The 18,302-nt window shown below is 42.0% G+C and carries 14 protein-coding genes and 1 pseudogene; 10 read left to right on the top strand and 5 right to left on the bottom strand.

The genetic code is table 11. The features are described 5' to 3' along the window. Positions 1 to 249 precede the first annotated feature (249 nt). On the top strand, positions 250 to 1,425 hold the full coding sequence (locus tag ACE1AQ_RS14230) for an ImmA/IrrE family metallo-endopeptidase (RefSeq protein ID WP_110545326.1): 1,176 nt from the start codon (positions 250 to 252) through the stop codon (positions 1,423 to 1,425). Continuing rightward, positions 1,425 to 1,895, top strand: coding sequence for a PIN domain-containing protein (locus ACE1AQ_RS14225; protein ID WP_008206922.1), 471 nt, complete (start codon positions 1,425 to 1,427; stop codon positions 1,893 to 1,895). Before ACE1AQ_RS14230 ends, ACE1AQ_RS14225 begins: the two co-directional genes overlap by 1 nt. A gap of 62 nt (positions 1,896 to 1,957) precedes the next feature. On the opposite strand, the gene ACE1AQ_RS14220 is transcribed toward ACE1AQ_RS14225, so the two are convergent. From ACE1AQ_RS14220 to ACE1AQ_RS14205, 4 genes are all read right to left on the bottom strand, one after another. Then, positions 1,958 to 2,629 carry a riboflavin synthase gene (locus tag ACE1AQ_RS14220; protein ID WP_008206920.1) on the bottom strand — a complete coding sequence of 224 codons (672 nt, stop codon included), beginning with the start codon at positions 2,627 to 2,629 and terminating at the stop codon, positions 1,958 to 1,960. 15 nt (positions 2,630 to 2,644) lie between these two features. Then, positions 2,645 to 3,940: a glutamate-5-semialdehyde dehydrogenase gene (proA, locus tag ACE1AQ_RS14215; RefSeq protein ID WP_008206918.1), complete on the bottom strand. Its 1,296-nt coding sequence runs from the start codon at positions 3,938 to 3,940 to the stop codon at positions 2,645 to 2,647. A gap of 509 nt (positions 3,941 to 4,449) precedes the next feature. Then, positions 4,450 to 5,622: a 1-deoxy-D-xylulose-5-phosphate reductoisomerase gene (gene dxr, locus ACE1AQ_RS14210; protein ID WP_008206915.1), complete on the bottom strand. Its 1,173-nt coding sequence runs from the start codon at positions 5,620 to 5,622 to the stop codon at positions 4,450 to 4,452. A gap of 624 nt (positions 5,623 to 6,246) precedes the next feature. After that, positions 6,247 to 7,080, bottom strand: a complete 834-nt coding sequence (locus tag ACE1AQ_RS14205) for an acyl-CoA desaturase (RefSeq protein ID WP_110545321.1) — start codon at positions 7,078 to 7,080, stop codon at positions 6,247 to 6,249. Positions 7,081 to 7,199: 119 nt separating this feature from the next. Here ACE1AQ_RS14205 and ACE1AQ_RS14200 point away from each other — a divergent pair. Further along, positions 7,200 to 7,298, top strand: a pseudogene (locus ACE1AQ_RS14200) (aluminum resistance protein); the annotation flags it as partial. A 207-nt stretch (positions 7,299 to 7,505) separates the two neighbouring features. Continuing rightward, positions 7,506 to 8,792, top strand: coding sequence for an ABC transporter permease (locus ACE1AQ_RS14195; protein ID WP_110545319.1), 1,287 nt, complete (start codon positions 7,506 to 7,508; stop codon positions 8,790 to 8,792). A 12-nt stretch (positions 8,793 to 8,804) separates the two neighbouring features. Here ACE1AQ_RS14195 and ACE1AQ_RS14190 read toward each other — a convergent pair whose 3' ends face one another. Then, positions 8,805 to 9,467 (bottom strand): ABC transporter ATP-binding protein, encoded by a 663-nt coding sequence (locus ACE1AQ_RS14190; RefSeq protein WP_103112132.1) that lies wholly within the window; start codon positions 9,465 to 9,467, stop codon positions 8,805 to 8,807. Between the two features lie 418 nt (positions 9,468 to 9,885). On the opposite strand from ACE1AQ_RS14190, the gene ACE1AQ_RS14185 reads away from it, so the two are divergent. The 6 genes from ACE1AQ_RS14185 (at position 9,886) to ACE1AQ_RS14160 (ending at position 18,278) form a co-directional block, all read left to right on the top strand. Then, a complete protein-coding gene (locus ACE1AQ_RS14185; protein WP_106908850.1) occupies positions 9,886 to 10,605 on the top strand; it encodes a hypothetical protein in 720 nt (239 codons plus the stop codon). Between the two features lie 617 nt (positions 10,606 to 11,222). Further along, complete coding sequence (locus ACE1AQ_RS14180; protein WP_106908849.1) at positions 11,223 to 11,552, top strand: hypothetical protein; 330 nt, start codon at positions 11,223 to 11,225, stop codon at positions 11,550 to 11,552. 324 nt (positions 11,553 to 11,876) lie between these two features. After that, positions 11,877 to 13,490, top strand: coding sequence for a cytochrome b5-like heme/steroid binding domain-containing protein (locus ACE1AQ_RS14175; protein ID WP_110545317.1), 1,614 nt, complete (start codon positions 11,877 to 11,879; stop codon positions 13,488 to 13,490). A 153-nt stretch (positions 13,491 to 13,643) separates the two neighbouring features. After that, the gene (locus tag ACE1AQ_RS14170; protein WP_110545314.1) at positions 13,644 to 14,831 is read left to right on the top strand and encodes a type III polyketide synthase; all 1,188 of its coding nucleotides are present in this window, start codon (positions 13,644 to 13,646) and stop codon (positions 14,829 to 14,831) included. A 43-nt stretch (positions 14,832 to 14,874) separates the two neighbouring features. Beyond that, entirely contained in the window at positions 14,875 to 16,692 is a 1,818-nt protein-coding gene (locus tag ACE1AQ_RS14165; RefSeq protein ID WP_374808622.1) for an ATP-binding cassette domain-containing protein, read from the top strand. Between the two features lie 26 nt (positions 16,693 to 16,718). Next, on the top strand, positions 16,719 to 18,278 hold the full coding sequence (locus tag ACE1AQ_RS14160) for an HlyD family secretion protein (protein ID WP_110545309.1): 1,560 nt from the start codon (positions 16,719 to 16,721) through the stop codon (positions 18,276 to 18,278). Positions 18,279 to 18,302 lie beyond the last annotated feature (24 nt).

Here is an 18,302-nt window from a genome sequence, read left to right as displayed (position 1 = left end):
AAAGCCACTCTTAATCGTGTCTTGGAACGAAATAGAGGCTTTTAAAGACTGCGTACATGGAGAATTAAAACAAGAATTACCCTCGAAAAGCCTATTTTTCCACTAAGTATTTATGCTCATTGCAAAGGTGAGATGCTCCCGCTACAAAGGTACATTGTCTCTATTTTAGATAATCATATAGTACAATAAAACTACTTTATGATCTAAATTAAGCTAGAAATCTCTATCTCGTGATGATAAGATAAACTGATGGGCGAGAAACTGACAGGCGTTAATCCCAAGATAATCCAATGGGCAAGAGAAAGGGCGAGATATTCTCTTGAGTCTGTGGCGGTCAAGTTTAAAAAAGATGTTTCTCTTATCGAGAAATGGGAGTCAGGAGAGGACTTTCCTACCTATAGTCAATTGGAAAAGTTAGCAGAAATATATAAACGTCCTCTCGCTTTATTCTTTTTCCCAGAACCTCCCCTAGAAGCGGAGGAAAAACAAGAATTTAGAACTTTGCCAGACTTTGAAATCGAAAACCTGGCCGCCGATACTATCTATGCTTTAAGACAAGCAAAAGCGATGCAATTGTCGCTACAGGAAATTAATAATGGTATTAATCCTAGTACCAAGAAAATCTTTCAGGATATTGCGGTTAGCTCTAGTGATGATTTAAGGATATTAGCCGAACAGATCAGAAATTATTTAAACGTTACTCTAGAAGAACAACTGACCTGGAATGATCAGGAAACTGCCTTAAAAAAATGGCGGAGTGCCGTGGAAGAAGCCGGTATTTTTATTTTTAAGCGTTCTTTTAAGCAGCGAGAAATTTCGGGATTTTGCTTGATAGATATTGAATTTCCGATCATATATCTTAATAATAGCACGGAAAAATCTAGACAAATATTTACCATTTTTCATGAATTAGCACATATTCTTTTGCAGACTAATGGAATTACTAAGTCTGACGATAGATATATTAATAGTTTGCAAGGAGAAAATAAATATATCGAGATATTTTGTAATAAATTTGCTGCAGAGTTTTTGCTTCCTAATCATGTCTTTTCTGAGATAATCAGAGAAACAATAGTTAACGATAAAATTATCTCGAAAATTTCCAGTGATTATAAGGTTAGTCGAGAAGTAGTTTTACGAAAACTATTAGATAATAAATTTATTTCTCAGAAAGAATATAGTCTTAAAGTAAGCGAGTGGTACAGTGAGCAGGTGGGAAAAAGTCAGGACAAAAATGAAAAATCTGGCGGTAATCCCTATGCTAATCAGGCGACATATTTGGGAGAAAATTACCTAAAACTGGTATTCAATAAATACTATCAAGGCCAATACGATATCGAGCGTGTTGCTGATTATCTAAACATTAAAAAAGTTGCTACGGTGGAAAAACTTGAACAATATTTATTAGACAAAGGACTGTTTTGATGGTTTACATTTTTGACACAAGTAGTTTTAAGGTCTTAGGAAACTATTTTCCCAAAAGTTTTCCTACCGTTTGGCAAAAAATCGATTTGCTTGTGTCAGAAGGTAAACTACAATCAGTACGCGAAGTGCTTAAAGAAGTAGAATATGGCAATAATAAACAATTTGTTTTAGATTGGATAGACTTCAATAAACAAATATTTTTACCACCCACTGCTCAGGAAACTTTATTTATTCCTGAAATTTTTTCTATAAGAAACTTTAAGGATTTAGTGAGTGAAAAAGCAAGATTACAAGGAAAGCCAGTGGCTGACCCATTTATTATTGCCTGTGCCAAGATAAAAGACGGTTGCGTAATTACCGAAGAAGCCTTGAAGCCTAATGCTCCCAAAATCCCCACAGTCTGTCAACACTTTTCTATCGATTGTACCAATGTTCAGGGTTTAATGGAGCGGGAAGGTTGGCAATTTTAAAACTAAAATTAATGGATAAATTGCCAATAAATTTATATGTTGAAAAGGCTTTTTCTGGAAAACTAATAACCATGTTCAGCCAGAAATTCTAGGCTAATCTCGCTAGGAGGGTGATAAGAGCGCATTCCTAGCAATTTTTCCACATATTTGCCTAAAATATCCCCTTCTAGATTCACCCAATCGCCTAATTTTAAATGGGAAAGATTGGTTTCGGCGTAGGTGTGGGGGATGACAGCCACTTTAAACCAGCTGCCGGAGGCATCACAATCGGCCACGGTTAAACTAATGCCATTAACAGCTATACTGCCCTTACCGACGATATAACGAGCTATGTAGTTATTCCACTGCTCTTCTAGGGAACTAGGGGCAGCAAAGGTCATTTCCCACGAATTAGCCACGATTATCGATTCGACTAAACAGCCAATTCCGTCCACATGACCGGTGACAAAATGACCGCCGATTTTACTACCCACCCGCAAAGAGGTTTCTAGGTTAACGTTGGTTTCTGTTTTAATCCTTCGTCCCAAAGTAGTGCGCTGTAGGGTTTCTGGGGAAGCGGTGGCCACAAAACCCTCTGGGAGAATTTCCTCAACTGTCAAACAAACTCCATCCACAGCCACACTATCACCAATCATTAAATCTTGGAGAATTGTATCAGAAGATACAGACAAATATAGTCTATCAGTATCCACGACCCGAATTTTTCCCAAGGCTTGAATTAATCCTGTAAACATCGGCTTTTTTCTCGACTATAAATCCTTATGAGTGAAAGATTGGGCATTTTCCCCAGAATAATCGGCGACAATATGACCATCTCCCACTAATTGATATTTGTAGGTCACTAATCCCTCTAATCCCACCGGACCACGGGGGGGCATTTTTTGGGTACTGATACCCACTTCGGCCCCAAAACCGTAACGGAAACCATCGGCAAATCGGGTGGAACAATTATGAAAAACTCCGGCGGCATCGACTCGATCGCTAAAGGTTTTGGCCGTGTTAAAATTTTCGCTGACAATGGCTTCCGTGTGTCGAGAACCGTAATAATTAATATGTTCGATTGCCGATTCTAGACTATCAACAATTTTAATTGACAGAATTAAATCACTATATTCGGTTTGCCAGTCTTCTTCTGTGGCCGATGGTACGTTAATAATCTGACGAGTTGCTTCATCTCCCAATAATTTAACCTTTTTTTCCTCTAATGCTCGGGCCACTGCGGGTAAAAATTGTCTAGCGATGTCTTGATGAACCAATAAAGTTTCAATGGTATTACAAGCGGCAGGATATTGGGTTTTACCATCAACGGTAATCCTAATTGCTTTGCTTAAATCGGCTTCTTTATCGATGTAGAGATGACAGATACCATCGGCATGACCGAGGACGGGAATACGGGTATTATTTTGGATATAACGCACAAATTCGTTAGAACCTCTAGGAATTATTAAATCGATGTATTGATCAAGTTTTAATAGTTCCTGAATTTCCTCTCGTGTTGTTAATAATCTTACCGCCGCTGGATTAACTTTAGTTTCACTCAAGGCCTGATGAATAATTTTTACTAAAGCTTGACAAGAACGGAGCGCCTCTTTCCCCCCTTTTAAAATAACGCCATCACCAGATTTTATCGCTAAACTGGTAATTTGAATTAAAGCATCGGGACGAGCTTCAAAAATAACCCCTAAAACCCCTAAAGGACAGGTTATTCTCCGCAGAATTAAACCTTGATCTAATTCCCGATTAATTTGCATCGTAGCTAAAGGATCTGCTAATTTAGCCACATCTCGCACCCCGGCAATAGCGGCTTTTAATTTGCCAGAACTTAACTCTAATCGCGCACATAAAGCTGGGGATAATTCCATCGCCTTAGCTGTTTGAACATCGGCGATATTAGCTTCTAGTATCTTATCGGCATTGGCAGTCAAAGCCTCAGCAATAGCCTCTAAAGCTTCATTCCTTTCTTCGTTAGTCAGGATAGCCAGTTGACGACTCGCTTGACGGGTTTCTCTGGCGATTTCGGGGAGGGATAGAGAAGTTGTAACCATAGAAAATTAAAAGTAATAACCGCTATCTTGTTTATTTTATCTTATTTTTGAGAAAGCTTCAGGGTCATTAGACCTCATTGTAAAAATCAAAAATTGTTGTTAGGGTTAGGAGTCAGTAGTCAGGAGAATTAAGAATGAATAATAGTCAATTAAATGGTCTATTTACAGATTTGGCTCTCTTGAGTTTGGTGGGTAAAATGTACTCTAAGATACAGTCCTGCCAGCGAGCGACTAGAACGAACCACAAAGACACAAAGGACACAAAGGACACAAAGGACACAAAGGACACAAAGATCGATCCTATATAAGTTAAACTTATCACACAAAGAATAAGAAAACCCTGATTTTAGGCAATTTAATCTTTATTTTCGAGGTTTATTGAAGGTTATCAACTCTTGTCATGATCATCATAAATCTAGTTAACTAGAAAAAATAGCCGAAATTAGTGATTTTTCTATCCTATATCTGTAGAGACATTATAGTTAACATCCCTACAGGATATAGACTATCTAGACCGGATTGGCAATCAGACAGTTAGATACTTCTTGACGCGCCCAATCATCGGCGGCTAAAATGTCATCTAGGCTAGGGGTAGAACTGTTATGAATTGCAAAGCGATCGCACACTTTTTCAATCACCCGGGGAATATCTAAGAAGCTAATCTTTTCTTCTAAAAATAATGCTACCGCTTGTTCATTGGCCGCGTTTAATACTGCTGGCATTGCCCCACCTGCGCGGCCGGCCGCATAAGCTAATCCCATACAGGGATATTTTTGATGATCGGGTTCTTTGAAGGTTAAACTGCCGGCTTTAACTAAATTTAAAGGTTCCCAATCGGTATAAATTCTTTCAGGCCAAGACAAGGCATATAACAGGGGTAAACGCATATCGGGCCAGCCTAATTGGGCTAAAACCGAGGTATCCTGTAACTCAATTAAAGAGTGAATAATACTTTGGGGATGAATGACAATATCGATCGCATTATAATCGACACCAAATAAATAATGAGCTTCGATAACTTCTAGACCTTTATTCATTAAAGTAGCCGAATCGATGGTGATTTTTCTGCCCATCGACCAGTTAGGATGTTTCAGGGCATCAGCTACGGTTACTTGTGACAATTTTTCCACGGGTAAATCCCGAAAAGCACCCCCAGAAGCGGTGAGAATAATCTTTTTTAATCCCCCGGTGGGAACTCCCTGTAAACATTGAAAAATAGCTGAATGTTCCGAGTCAGCAGGTAATAATTTAACTCGGTGTTTTTCCACTAAAGGCAGCACCACTGGACCGCCAGCAATCAGGGTTTCTTTATTAGCGAGGGCAATATCTTTACCAGCAGTAATAGCGGCAATTGTCGGCAGCAATCCCGCACAACCGACAATTCCCGTGACGACGCTTTCGGAATCGCCATAACGGGCCACTTCGATTACTCCTTCCTTTCCTGCTAGGATAATCGGGGTATAGTCAAGGTCGGAAATTAGGCTTTTTAGGTCTTCTAGTTGACTTTCGTTATTAATCGCCACGATTTGCGGGCGAAATTGCCGAATTTGCTCCGATAGTAGTTGAATATTATTACCCGTGGCTAATCCCACCACTTGAAACTTATCGGGATGATCGGTGACAATATCGAGAGTTTGAGTTCCGATCGAGCCTGTAGAGCCTAAAATCGAGATTTTTTTCATAGAAACTTACTATAATTTGGCTATTAGCTTTTAATATACGTTCTCTGGGGTCTCTCCGGCACATCGGCGTAAATATTAAATATTTGTTAAAAAAGTTGCTATTTTAACTTTTTTATGCTGCGACTTAGAAAGGGTCAGCGATAGAGATGGTGAGAGAATCGAATAGAAAGGCTAATGGATTAGGCTGTCTAGCGGGGGGTCTGGTTTTTTGCCTCTTATTTCCCCTGTGTGTTTACGTTTTTGGTTGGTTATCCTTCGCTCTTGGCCCGATGGGTTGCGCTTTCCCCAGTCAATGTTCGGCAGCAGCAACATTAATGAAAGGGATTCGGCTCTTCTGCTTTTTGTGTGCAAGGAAGAAGAATAGGGATAATTTGGGTGCATTTCAATTTGGTTGAAATATCTATAGGACATTTTGGGCGCCCGCAGTTCGATAAACTCACTGACCACGTTGCGCCCCTACTATTGGCGCAATAATATTATTGTAGGGGCGAATTGCATTCGCCCTCTTTGAATAACTTCTGCTGCTCACCTATAGGTGAGGGAAAGTCACAAATAGCAGAAAAAATAACCGAACTTAAACTTAAGTTCGGCTATTTTTATCATCTATTTAACCACTAAATAAAACTAACTTTCTGTCGGGGCTGCCGTGGTGGGAGGCAACTTAATATTAGTAGCTAATCCCAGAATTTGCAGCAGACGAATGGTCATCCAAGTCAGGTCAACTTCCCACCATTTTAGACCATGACGGGCAGAATACTGATAGGCATGGTGATTATTGTGCCAACCTTCACCGAAAGTTAAGAGGGCAACCCACCAACAATTTTTAGAATTATCGTGGGATTCATGGCTAACATAACCAAATTTGTGAGTGGCGCTGTTGACAAACCAAGTGGAGTGGAAAACTAAGACCAAGCGAACAAAAATTCCCCAAATTACAAACGGCCAACCACCCATAGCATAGAGAATTAAGCCTAAAACAATTTGGATAGGAACAAAATAATTTTGACAGAATTTATAGAAAGGATCGTCGGCGATATCTTGGGTAAAACGGGCAATTTCTTCGTCGGCAGGAATTTCGTGAAGCATCCAACCCATGTGACTCCACCAAAAACCTTTATTAGAATCGTGGGGATCGGGAGCAGTATCAGAATATTTATGATGAAGACGATGTAAACCTATCCATGCGATCGCACCCCCCTGACAAGCGAGGGTTCCGCACAAAACCAGAAAGTATTCTAACCATTTGGGAGTCTTAAAACTCCGATGGGAAACCAAACGATGGAAACCGAGGGTAATTCCTAAACCCCCAGTAATCCAATAAAGAATCAATGTCACTCCCACAGCGCCCCAGCTAAAATTGCCAGGCAAGAAGGCTAAAAGAGCCACTAAGTGGATAAAAGCCATGTAGATGAGAGTCACCCAGTCGATGGGAAGTTTTTCGGAAGTCGCAACAGTCATTGAATAACCCAAAGGGAAACAACAGGAGACAGAGCATCATTGTCTTATCTGTCTCGATTTGACACAGGGGAAACTTTGACGCTTAATAAATAGTAACAAATATCACAGTCTATTGTTTGATGGATATCCCCCCTCTACTCGACGGGGCAGCAAAGGCCTTACTCCCCATCTTTTCGGAAATTGACGCACAGGTCAAGGAAAATCTCGCTAAAATCCTATTGGGAAAGTATGGCGAAGCGATTGATTTCCCTAGGTGAGGGTTTTTATCGGCAATGCTATCGGACGGGAAAGCCCCAGTCAATACAGCCTAATCTCTTCTAGAAACAGTAAATAAGGTAATTTATAGACAAAAAAAGACAAATAAGTCCAAAATATCTGTTTTATTCGATCACAACTATATATTTAGCCAGATTACATCGAAATCAATGACTGTTTACTTACCTAAACAAATAGTTCAGACTAATCATCCTCACCCCGTGGCGATCAGCGAAATTGTCTCGATAGCGATCGAAGCCCTCTGGAGTAATAAACTGCGGACTTTGTTAACCATGTTAGGGGTGATTATTGGCATTGCCTCCGTGATTGCTCTCACCTCCGTAGGCCAAGGAGTACAAAAAGCCACCGAACAAAAAATTCAATCTCTAGGTACTAATGTTTTACAAATTTTACCCGGAGAAGCCAGAACCGGGGGGATTAGTCTCGGCCGCGGTTCCAGTAGCACCTTAATCTGGGAAGATGCCAAAGTTATTCAAAATCAAGTTCCTGGTGTACAGGTGGTCTCCGCCTATCTGCAGCGTCCAGCACCCGTGGTGGCGGGCGAGGTCAATCATGCCACTAATGTGGTGGGCATCGATCTTAACTACATGAAAGCGAGAAATACAGAACTCAGCCAAGGTCGATTTTTTACCGAGGAAGAAATGGCACAGGCGACACCAGTGGCGATTTTAGGCTCGACTCTGTTAACAGAACTCTTTGGCGATGATACTAATCCTATCGGCAAAAAGCTTTGGATTGAAAGAAAAAATAGTTACGAAATTATTGGGGTATTTGAGCCAAAAGGTGCAGAAGGTTCGATTGATCGCGACGATCAGGTCTTTATTCCTCTGAGCAATATGTCTTCTCGTCTGGTGGGCAATAATTCTTTAAGTGGTAAGGCCGTTAACGGCATTTATGTCAAAGTTGACCAGCAAGATCAGATGAAAAATGCCGAGTATCAAATTACTAATCTTTTGCGTCAGCGCCACAATCTCGCCGCTGCTCAAGCCGATGATTTTAGCATTAGAAACCAAACAGATGTGGTCAAAACCTTGACCACGGTAGTGGGTTTGTTTACAGTGATGCTGGTGGCGATCGCTGGCATTTCCCTAGTAGTCGGTGGTATTGGCATCGCTAATATCATGTTAGTTTCCGTGGTGGAACGCACCAGGGAAATCGGGATTCGCAAAGCTGTGGGGGCCACCCGTTCGGCCATCCTCCAGCAGTTTTTAGCGGAATCGGTGATGATTTCCCTGACTGGCGGCGGCATCGGTGTGTTATTGGGCATTTTAGTAGCGTTCTGTAGCGCCCAGATTTTCCGATTTCCCTTTGTCTTGTCAGGTTGGTCGATAATCAGTGGATTTGGTTTATCTTTTATCGTTGGTTTGTCAGCAGGAGTAATTCCCGCCCGTTCTGCCGCTCATTTAGACCCGATTACCGCTTTACGACGGGATTGAGGCTAGTACATCCTAAAAAACGATTAAGCCATCTTGAAGGCGGATCACCCGTCTGGTTTGGGCAGCTACATCAGGATCGTGGGTGACAATCACAATCGTGATCCCCTGTTGATTGAGTTCGGTTAGTAAATCCATCAGTTCTTGGGAAGTTTGTGTATCTAAGGCCCCCGTCGGCTCATCGGCCAACACCAGAGCCGGTTGATTAACTAGGGCCCGGGCGATGGCGACTCGCTGTTGTTGTCCCCCGGAAAGTTGGCTAGGCCGATTGTGGAGATAATTAGCCAATCCAACTCTAGCTAAAGCTTGCATCGCTCTTTGACGACGCTTTGGCTTGGGAACATTGGCATAGACCATCGGCAACATGACATTTTCTAGGGCAGTGGAGCGGGACAATAAATTAAATTGTTGGAAGACAAAGCCAATCCTCTGATTGCGAATATAAGCCAGTTGGTTATCGTCCAAGTTCTTTAAGTTTCTGCCTTCTAAAATATATTGTCCCCCCGTCGGGCGATCGAGGCAGCCGATAATATTCATCAGGGTTGATTTCCCGGAACCCGAAGCTCCCATAATGGATACGTATTCCCCTGACCGAATTTCCAGATCTATGCCCCGAAGAACAGGTATTTTCACTTCCCCTAGAGAGTAAATTTTTGTAATTGTCTGCAAGAAAATCATCGTTTTTACCAGGGGTGATTTAATACCCACATTCCGCAGGTTAACAAACAAAAAAAAATCATTAAACCTGAAAGCCTTTCTGTGCAAGGGCTTTGTCTAATTTAGTTCACTTGAATTAATCTGTTTATTGATATTGATAATGAATCCTCCTTATTGAGAATTTGTTGAGCAAGGCTTGTACGATATTGCTTTGCGAAAATTATCCCTCTTTTGTCAGTTTAGGAAATTTCCAGGAAATTAGGCCGTTTCAGCCAAAGATAAATCAAGGTTTGACAAAAGAGGGGGGAGCATCTCACCTTTGTAACCCCTAAATCAGGTTTTATGTCAAGCTATTTTGAAAGCCTTGCTAGAAAACAGTTTTAGGGATAAGTATAATTAGTCACTTGCATAAATAAGATACTCCCAAAGAGGGATATTTATGAAGTGGAATCTGAACTGCGGAATCTTGGATATAATCCAATTATGTACTAAAAACAGGAAATTCATGACAAATATTCACTCGATCATCGGTATATTCCCCTCCAATGAAGAAGCAAACATAGTTGTATTGGAGTTACAAAAAAAAGGCTTCGATATCAAAAAACTTTCATTGCTAAAAACCATTATACCCCCAAACATAGAGGGTGCAGACTTCCACCCACCTCACCCGGCAGGAATTCAACCCCCTCACCCAGAGGGGATGCAGCTTCCTTACCACCCAATGGGCATTCAACCCCCTCATCTGGAAGGAGTTCAACCTCCTGTCTCAGAAAGAGTTGAACCCCTTCATCCGGAAGGGGTTCAACCCCCCTGTCCTCATTTCTTGCCCGGAAGATTACCATCTTCAGCAGTTGGCTTGGCCTTAGTAGGAGCAGAAGCAGCTGGAATACTATTTATTCCAGGTCCTGGACCTGTTTTGATTGCCGGACCGATTGCGAGAACACTGGTAAGTTATGTGGAAAAAATGATTACTGATGGCCTTGATCCGGCCGCAATCTCAGCAACTGGGGGACTAACAGAGGGATTGGGCATTCCCAAGCATAAAGCACTGCAATACGAGGCTGAAATCAGAGCAGGCAAATATGTTTTACTGATATCGGGGAGCGAGGAAGATGTCAGTCAAGCTAAAAATAGCAGTGGGAGCATCTCACCTTTGTAACCCCTAAATCAGGTTTTATGTCAAGCTATTTTGAAAGCCTTGCTAGAAAGCAGTTTTAGGGATAAGTATAATTACTCACTTGCATAAATGAGATGATCCCAATAGCAGAATAGCAGTCTTACTTCGCCTAAAGGGAGCATACCATTTTCGTAAAATTATTACCAATAGTAAGGCAATAGAAAGGGTTTCAGTTCCCCTGAGAATGGCTAACGTGCCAAATTGGGATGCTCCCCGCCTAAAAGATAAATTTTTGTAATCGTCTGCCAGAAAATCATCGTTTTTACCACGGGTGATGCGGGATAATTTTGCCCTAAAAATTAGGTTAAGCAATGGAATGTCAAAAATGGCACTATGTTAACAAATATAAAGTAAATTTTTTCAGTGCTGGTTGACTATCAACTGCTATTTTTATCGGTAAGTTCCAACTATGTCCACATTTAAAGATGAATGTATCCAATTTTGTCCACTTTCCGAGAGTTATCTCAACTAGGTACTTGATTAAAACTCTTTAGCTCAAGAGAGGCAATTATTAAGAAATAAACAAGATCTGGAATCACTTTAAAATAGTGAGAATAGAATAAAAGAACTAAACAGTAAATATAAGGAGAAATCAATCAATGTTAACACCAAGACATCCTCACCCCCCCGCTGCCCCGCAAAGCCCTCCTCCTAGTGTGCCTCAAGGTCATCCTCACCCGGCGCATCAAGGGTTTCCACCGGGTGGACCCCAGAACAATCCTCCGGGGACACCGCAGCCCTTTGCACCGACTGGAGCAGCCCCGGCTAATCTACCGCGTCTAACAGAACAAGATCAAGAACTCTTAAAACAATTACTCGGTAATGATGAACAGGCTCAAGCTTTAGGGGGGATGTTACAAAACTCACCGCCAGAAATTGCCGCTTTGGGTTATTTAATCTTACGAGTATTTGAACGGAGTCAGCCCTAGTTGGTCTGGTTCTTCGGTTGCTTGTCTGCTTACCAAAGAGCAGAAATGTAATAGTTGCCGAAGAACTTGTATACCGTTTTTTTGAGATACAACAATTTTGGCAATTCCTAATTTTTCCCTGATCACATAGTTATTTCCCTCTATAAGCCCTGGGAATTTACCTTGAGCACCTCTCAAAAAAACATTTTTAGATTCCATCCTACTCGGTCAATCCCTATCTACACAACCCCAGAGACTTAAGAGAGCGTTATCTTGATTTTCCCCGCCAGCTTAGGTCAGGATTCTGCCAGAGAAAATATAGTCAAACGAGGATAAAAATTTACTATGAACTCAGAACCAGAAATCAATACTCCTCAAAACGTTCCAGCACCAACACCATTTCCTAATCAGTCGGGAATGATGCCCTCCTTGCCGCCCACAGATGCCGGCCGGGGAGCGCCCCATAATCAAGGTGGAGTCAGTCCCTTCATGCCACCCCCCTTACAGGGAGATAACGAACCACCGCCCCATCCCCCCGACGGTACACCCTTGCCGAATGTCTGGATTTATGAAGGAGAAGCCTATGATCTCACGGAATTTATTGCCAAGCATCCGGGGGGACAATTTTTTATTGGACGTACCAAGAACAGAGATATAACCACGATTGTCAATATCTTTCATCCCAATCCTGAAAGAGTCAAAAAAGTCCTGCAAAAATATTCCCTTGGACAACAGGGAAGACCAGAGCATATTCATCCTAAATACAACGCTCCTGCCTTCTTATTTAAAGAGCATTTCAACGGTTGGCGGGATACCCCTCGCTATGATTTCCGCAACCCAGAACAATTGCTAAATAAGATTAAAGCCAGAGTTTACTCTCCAGAATTTAAACAGAAAGTGGAACGCATGGATTTTCTGTTTAATGTTATCAGTATCTGTCTTTTTCTTCTCTATTTTGTGGTGCAAGGGCTGTACTTAGAGGCCAGACAGTATATGCCGATTTACCTATTTGTGCCTCTCATCACTATGCTAAGAATTGCCCTAGCAGGGGTAGGTCACTACCTAATTCATCGGCCACAAGTGGGATTAAACAAGGTATTTGCCAATATTTTTGATATTAACTACGTTCCCCTCGCTTTAGTAGTAACAGACGGTCATACTTTACTGCATCATCCCTTTACCCAAACCGATGTTGATATCAAAAAGAATGTTTTCACCTTCATGTTAGAATTGCCTCGTTTTTATCGGGTTCCAGTTCATACATTCCATAAAATAGGCCATGTGGTTACGGGAATGTTTGTTCGCATTATCGAATTATGTATCCTCGCTTTTAAAGCAGGTGTTAAGGATATGTATGGCAGTTGGCAGCTGGGATTTCCACATTTTTTAGGTAGCTTTGGTATTCACTTATTACTATTAATCGAACTGGTTATCTTTTGTCTGTACGGTCAGTTTTGGGCTTGGTTAGCGCAGTTTTTCCTTACCCTCTGGATTAGCACTTTTATGATTGTGGCTAGTCATGATTTTGAAGCCGAAGAACCGCCAAGAGACCCTATGGCACCACCTCAATGGGAAACCCAAGATTGGGCGGTTATGCAGATTAAAAATTCCTACGATTTGACCATGGTAGGTAATAAATATATTGACTGTTTTCTCTCGGCAGGCCTGGCTCCCCACCGGGTGCATCACGTTCTTCCCCAACAAAAAAGTGGTTTTGCCAATATCATCAGTGAAGATATTGTCCGGGAAGAATCGGAAAAATTCGGAGTTGAATGGGCGGCACCTCAAAACTTCTTTTTTGATCGCCTACCAGCGCTAATTAAACACTATCTAGCCGTGCCATCCCGATTAGCCAAAGAGAAAGAGTTGGGCTTATTGAAAGAACATTTTCACCCGCAAGCCTTAGGAACAACCCTAGACTATATTGTCAAAGGTTGGGCTGGTATTGGTTCGATTTGATCCGACAAAAACCAGAAATTCGGGCGGCAAGTTTCGGGAAAATTATTGGGCATATTACGGATATAATCAAGACCCAGACTTTTCCCTAGCTTTCCAGGCAATTGGTTGACAGAAACCCTCCCTATAATACCTAAACTGGTTCTGATATTTGCCATGCAATCTCCTCAGTTTTTACCTGTTATTGAAAGTCTGGCCACTGGCACTCCTGGCAATCTTGTCCAACAAACGGATGCCGCTAAATTTTTAGCTAACCTCAAAGGTCTAGAGAAGAATCAACATCGTATCGAAAAAATCTACGAACATACCCGTATTGACACTAGGCATCTAGCGATTAATTTATTAACGGAAGAAACTGTTAGTTTTAGTCGAGAAAAGGGAACTATTGAACAACGAATGCAAATGTACGAAAAATATGGGCTTCCCCTAGCAGAAGATGTGACGAGAAGAGTGCTTTTAGCCGCATCGGAGCAACAGAAAAAGCATAATCCTTTGAGTACAGAAAAGATCGAAGATTCTATTGGTCTAATCGTATTCGTCACCAGTACAGGTTTTGTGGCTCCGGGTATAGATGCTCAATTAATTAAAAGTTTAGGACTTCGACGCAACATTGCTAGAGTGCCAGTTAATTTTATGGGTTGTGCAGCCGCAATGAATGGTTTACGAGTAGCCTGTGATCATGTAAAAGCCAACCCCGAACACAAAGCTTTAGTAATTTGTTTAGAATTAAGTTCTATTAATGCCGTTTTTCAAGATGATTTAAATGACATTATCATTCATAGTATTTTTGGTGATGGTTGTGCGGCAGTAGTAATCGGAGCCTACGAACCAGAACAAATACAAGGTCGAGGAAAATTTGTCATTCGGGATAATTTTAGTTATCTGGCTGAAAATACCGAAGACGGCATTACCTTAGGCATTAGAGACAATGGTATTACCTGTCTGCTGTCCCGTCAATTACCTGATTATATTGAGTCTGGTGTCGGTCGAATTATTACTAATTTTCTGAATAGTCATCAGATAACCAAGGAAGATATTGATTTATGGATGGTTCACCCCGGAGGGACAAAAATTATTGAAAAAGTGCAACTTTCCCTAGATTTAAATGATGAACAAGTGGCCGATAGTTGGGGAGTTCTCCGTCAATACGGCAACCTACTTAGTTGTGCGGTTTTATTTGTAATGGAACGCATGATCTTAAGATTAGAACAAGGATGTGAGACGCAAGCTCTTAAACAAAATAAGAGCGGAGTTACTCGTCAAAACGCCGCATCTTTGACAGGTTTGGCCTTCTCTTTTGCCCCAGGAGTCGGTATTGAAGGAATTCTCCTAGAGAAGATTTAACCCCACCCTTGAAAATCTATCACCGGACAGGAGGACAAACTTAATGGAATTTTTGAGATTTTTGCTGGCCATATCCTGGAAACATATCACTATTGCTATCGTAGCAGGTTTAGTTAGCGGTGTTGGCAACGCCCTTTTAATTTCTTTGATTAATCGAGAAGTCCATGAGGGTCATGCGGTCAATGCTCTACAATACTTTAGCATCTTGGCGATATTTATTATAGTGACCAGCATTATCTCACAATTTGTGCTGATTTTTCTCTCACAGAATGCTATCTATGAACTGCGAGTGAAATTGAGTAAAAATATTTTGTCCTCTCCTTTAGAACATCTAGAGAGACTGAAGGAAAATCGTCTTTTGGTTAGTTTTACCGATGATGTTCATACCCTAACTCATGCAGTGGCATCCGTGCCGAATATCTGTGTAGATTTTGCTACAGTTGTAGGCTGTTTCGTTTACTTTGCTTGGCTATCTAATGCCCTTTTCGTCTTAACGATAGCTTCTACTGTTAGTGCCATCTGGTTTGTGCAAACGATCCTGAATAAAGCCGAACGTTTATTTTTTAAGTCGAGGGAAGAAGAAGACACCCTATTTAAGGATTTTCAAGCCTTGATGAGCGGCATCAAAGAACTCAAGCTCAATCAGTCCAAAAGGCAGGCTTTTATGGAGAAGGAATTTCAGAGTAGTGCTGTACGGCTTCGGCAACTAAATACCAAAGCGATGAAAAGATTTGCGATCGCTAACGGGTTTGGACAACTATCTCAGTTTCTCAGTTTGGGATTTATTCTGTTCATTCTACCTTTGTTTTTAGACATTCCTTTAACCATGTTGGCCGCCTATGTTTTAATTGGTACTTTCATCGCCTTGCCAATGCAGAATATGCTCAATCGCATTCCTGAATTAGTCCGGGGAAATATTGCCCTGCGAAAAATTGAAAGGATGAAATTATCTCTCTCCAGTCTCTCGGAAGCAGATACCCTAGTTTTATCCATCAGTCCCTCCTGTCAACTACAATTTCAAGCTGTCACCTATCTCTATCACCCAGAATTACCACCTTTCCCCCCCGAAGGTTTCCCCGAAGGTCATCCACCTTTCCCCCCCGAAGGCCTTTCTCAAGGTTCTGCCAATGGTTTACCGCCACTGGCACCAGAATCCCCCTCCTCCGAGAGGAAACTAATTCCCTTTCCATCCCATCCCCCCTATTCTCAAAAAGGCAACCCACCACCACCGCCAAGGGCAGATGAAAAAGGGTTTCTGCTCGGACCAATTAGCTTTTCTTGGCAACCAGGGGAACTGATCTTTATTATTGGCGGCAATGGCAGCGGCAAGTCAACTTTAGCTAAACTAATTACAGGACTATACCCACCCCTATCGGGAGCAATTTATCTCAATGGTAAACGTATTACTCAAGATAATGTGGAGTGGTATCGTCAACATTTCTCGGCAATTTTCTATGATTTTTACTTATTCGATAGTTTTCTTGGTTGTGATCGCCCCAATCTCGATCAAGAGGTAGAAAATTATCTGATGCAACTGCAATTAGCCCATAAAGTTACGGTAAAAAATGGAGTTTTATCCACCACAGAACTATCTCAAGGACAAAGGAAACGACTGGCTTTATTAACAGCCTATTTAGAAGATCGTCCTATCTACCTGTTTGATGAATGGGCCGCCGACCAAGAACCCCGTTTTAGGGAACTATTCTATAAACAGATACTGCTACAACTGAAAGAAAGAGGAAAAATAGTTATTGTTATTAGCCATGATGAGCGCTATTTTCATCTGGCCGATCATATTATTAAGCTCGATTATGGTGCTGTGGAATCGGAACAGACTGTTCAACAATCAGGTTCTCTCTAAATTAACCCCCCAGTTTCTTACTCACTATGTCAGATAGTTCCTCCTTCCAAAAACTTAACAAACAGCCCGCAATTAGCTGGGCATTGGGATTACTAACTTTATTTTTAGCCATTGGTGGTATTGCTCTCGCCTATCGTCAGTTTGGGCAGCTCCCCCACCGGGCTAGTTCCCGTCCGCTGCCTGTAGCCGTGGAACGGACGGATCTAACCGTCGTCGTTTCCGCTAATGGCACTGTGGAACCGGAAAAAGTGGTTAATGTCAGTCCTAAAACAGCAGGAATTTTGAAGGAACTGCTAGTAGATGAGGGTTATACTGTCAAAAAAGGACAGATAATTGCTAAAATGGACGATTCTGATTGGCAGGGTCAATTATTAGAATCCCAGGGCAAACTAGCGGCAGCCCAAGCTAATCTCCGCAAGCTAATCGCCGGTAATCGTCCCCAAGAAATCGCTCAGGCCCAAGCGAAACTGGAAGAAATAGAAGCAAACCTACAAAAACTGATGGCTGGTAATCGTTATCAGGAAATTGCCCAAGAAAAAGCTCGTTTAGAAGGTTTAAAAGCCATTTTCAAAAAATCTGATGATGAATATCGTCGCAATCAGCTACTTTTCAACGAAGGAGCCATATCTCAACAGACTTTAAACGAAAAACTGGCAACCAGGGATAGCGCCCAGGCTGCCGTGATTGAATCCCAAGAAAAGCTATCTCTCCTTAAAGAAGGAACTCGCTCGGAAGAAATTGCTCAAGCAAAGGCGGAAGTGAGAAATCAACAACAGGTCTTAGACCTTCTCCAAGCAGGAACAAGACAGGAGGAAATCGATCAAGCACGGGCGGAGGTGACCACTGCTCAGGGTTCTCTACAAAATGTCAAAACTCAGATTGAGGATACCATCATTAAAGCACCCTTCGACGGTGTGGTTACTTTTGTCTACGCTGAACCGGGGGCCTTTGTCGCTCCTACTACGACCGGCAGTTCCGTATCTTCGGCCACTTCTTCCTCGATTTTATCCCTGGTTTCACAAAATGAAGTGGTCAGCAATGTAGCAGAAAAAAACATTGATAAGATACGGGTTGGGCAAAAGGTGACGATTACAGCCGATGCTTATCCAGATAAGGTATTTCATGGACGAGTCTCTCTGATTGCCACCCAAGCAACGGTAGAACAAAATGTCACCAGTTTTGAAGTGAAAGTGACCCTAGAAGAAAAGGCGGCCAGGGAATTAAAAGCGGGAATGAATGTTTCTACCGATTTCCAAGTCGGCCAACTGAAAAACGCTTTAACCGTACCCACTATTGCCGTTACCCGTCAGAACGAGCAAACCGGTGTTTTTGTTGGCGCACCTAACCAACCACCCCGATTTGTCCCCATTACCACTGGCGTTACTATCGGCAATCGTACCGAAGTTAAAAGCGGACTCGATGGCTCCGAACATATCTTAATTAATCCACCCTCGGACACCCGACCACGCCAAGGTTTTTCTTGGCAAAGTCTCTTTGGTGGTGGGGGTAATGAACCGGCTGCTGGTGGCCCTCCCCCCGGTGCCCCACCACAGGGAGCCTCACCCCCCTCAGGTGGGCCGCTCTAATCATCCCTATTGTCAACCTTGGCA

Origin of the sequence: Microcystis sp. BLCC-F209, from assembly GCF_041928595.1 — a bacterium.
GTDB lineage: Bacteria > Cyanobacteriota > Cyanobacteriia > Cyanobacteriales > Microcystaceae > Microcystis.
This window is presented reverse-complemented; position numbering and strand designations above follow the sequence as displayed.

Excerpts from the sequence above, each read along its gene's own strand:
- ACE1AQ_RS14225 (WP_008206922.1), top strand. The coding sequence starts at position 1,425 with ATGGTTTACATTTTTGACACAAGTAGTTTTAAGGTCTTAGGAAACTAT.
- ACE1AQ_RS14165 (WP_374808622.1), top strand. The coding sequence starts at position 14,875 with ATGGAATTTTTGAGATTTTTGCTGGCCATATCCTGGAAACATATCACT.
- dxr (WP_008206915.1), bottom strand. The coding sequence starts at position 5,622 with ATGAAAAAAATCTCGATTTTAGGCTCTACAGGCTCGATCGGAACTCAA.
- ACE1AQ_RS14180 (WP_106908849.1), top strand. The coding sequence starts at position 11,223 with ATGTTAACACCAAGACATCCTCACCCCCCCGCTGCCCCGCAAAGCCCT.
- ACE1AQ_RS14170 (WP_110545314.1), top strand. The coding sequence starts at position 13,644 with ATGCAATCTCCTCAGTTTTTACCTGTTATTGAAAGTCTGGCCACTGGC.
- ACE1AQ_RS14230 (WP_110545326.1), top strand. The coding sequence starts at position 250 with ATGGGCGAGAAACTGACAGGCGTTAATCCCAAGATAATCCAATGGGCA.
- ACE1AQ_RS14205 (WP_110545321.1), bottom strand. The coding sequence starts at position 7,080 with ATGACTGTTGCGACTTCCGAAAAACTTCCCATCGACTGGGTGACTCTC.
- ACE1AQ_RS14175 (WP_110545317.1), top strand. The coding sequence starts at position 11,877 with ATGAACTCAGAACCAGAAATCAATACTCCTCAAAACGTTCCAGCACCA.
- proA (WP_008206918.1), bottom strand. The coding sequence starts at position 3,940 with ATGGTTACAACTTCTCTATCCCTCCCCGAAATCGCCAGAGAAACCCGT.
- ACE1AQ_RS14160 (WP_110545309.1), top strand. The coding sequence starts at position 16,719 with ATGTCAGATAGTTCCTCCTTCCAAAAACTTAACAAACAGCCCGCAATT.
- ACE1AQ_RS14195 (WP_110545319.1), top strand. The coding sequence starts at position 7,506 with ATGACTGTTTACTTACCTAAACAAATAGTTCAGACTAATCATCCTCAC.
- ACE1AQ_RS14185 (WP_106908850.1), top strand. The coding sequence starts at position 9,886 with ATGAAGTGGAATCTGAACTGCGGAATCTTGGATATAATCCAATTATGT.
- ACE1AQ_RS14220 (WP_008206920.1), bottom strand. The coding sequence starts at position 2,629 with ATGTTTACAGGATTAATTCAAGCCTTGGGAAAAATTCGGGTCGTGGAT.
- ACE1AQ_RS14190 (WP_103112132.1), bottom strand. The coding sequence starts at position 9,467 with ATGATTTTCTTGCAGACAATTACAAAAATTTACTCTCTAGGGGAAGTG.